This window comes from Janibacter sp. GXQ6167 (genome assembly GCF_041365945.1).
Taxonomy (GTDB): domain Bacteria; phylum Actinomycetota; class Actinomycetes; order Actinomycetales; family Dermatophilaceae; genus JBGFSK01.
In genome coordinates, this window is record NZ_JBGFSK010000025.1 from 1 (window position 1) to 1,426 (window position 1,426).

Genomic DNA, 1,426 nt, shown 5'->3' on the forward strand with positions numbered 1-1,426 from the left:
CGACGAGACTCAGATAAACCGCCCGCGTACCACCCTCGGTGCCTCACATATTTTTGCCCGCGAAATGGTGGACCCTGGGACAGTATGGGAAGTGAACTGTCGATGGCGACACGAGCCGAGATCACCACGAAGTACGCCAAGGCGTATAAGAAGGCTGCGAAGAAGACCAAGGGAGCTGTGCTCGATGAAGTCGTGGCGGTAACCGGGTGGTCTCGTGACAACGCCCGTCGCCGTCTGAGGCAGGCAGCGAACCAGCCACCGGGGCGTGGCAGAAACGTCGCCACACGGCCACGGAAGCCTAGAGCCAGGAAATACTCTTACGATGCGGTGAAAGTCCTCCAGCGGGTGTGGGCGATCTCCGGTGGCCAGTGCGGGAAGTACCTGCATGCGACGATGCGGATCCTGCTCGACCTCCTCGAAGCTCACAACGAGTTCGTCTACGGTCAGGATCGCTACACGAAAGCGGTGCGTAAGGAACTGCTGGCGATGAGCCCGGCCACGATCGACCGGTATCTGCAGCCGGCACGCGCTAAAGACGCCATCGGCGGGCATTCCACCACGAAGCCTGGCACGCTGCTGCGCTCAGCGATCACGATCCGGCGGGCCGGTGACGAAGTTGAAGACGAACCCGGGTTCTTCGAAGGCGACACCGTCGCCCACTGCGGGCCTGTCGAGTCCGGAGAATTCGCCCGGACTCTCAACCTGACTGACTTCCACACCGGCTGGACCTACACCCGCACCGTGCGCAACAACTCCCACACCCACATCCTGGCCGGACTCAAGACCGCAACACGTGAGATCCCGTTCCAGATCACTGGCCTGGACTTCGATAACGGCTCAGAGTTCCTCAACCAGTACGTCATTGAATGGGCCGGCTCACGAGGCATCTACTTCACCCGGTCGCGTCCGTATAAGAAGAACGACCAGGCCACCATCGAGTCGAAGAACAACCACGTCGTGCGCCGCTACGGGTTCTACTACCGCTACGACACTGAACTGGAACGACGCGCTCTCAACCGGTTATGGCGGCTGGTCAATGACCGGGTGAACTATCTGATGCCCACGAGCAAACCCATCGGATACTCCTCCACGAAGACCGGGCGACGCAAACGCCTCTACGACACCCCGCGCACACCCTTCGACAGGCTCCTCGACGCCAGTGTCCTCTCACCACAGCAAGTAGAAGAACTCACCGCCTACCGAGAGGGCCTCAACCCAGCAAAGATCGCCACCGAGATCGCCAGCATCCAAGACCGACTGCTGGTTCTCTCACGCGAGAAAACCGAACAACTCTACCTCGCCTCATTCCCCACAGCCCTGCCCGACGTACGCCGAGGCATCCGCGTCAAAACCGCATAAGCTTCGCGGGCAAAACTATGTGAGGCATCGACAACCTTTCGCGGGCATATTGACATGAGGCATTACG

1 protein-coding gene is annotated in these 1,426 nt (G+C 60.2%); it reads left to right on the forward strand.

The genetic code is table 11. The features are described 5' to 3' along the window. Nucleotides 1-84 precede the first annotated feature (84 nt). The gene (locus AB8K43_RS15430) at nucleotides 85-1,359 is read left to right on the forward strand and encodes a transposase family protein (protein WP_370895090.1); all 1,275 of its coding nucleotides are present in this window, start codon (nucleotides 85-87) and stop codon (nucleotides 1,357-1,359) included. Nucleotides 1,360-1,426: the final 67 nt, after the last annotated feature.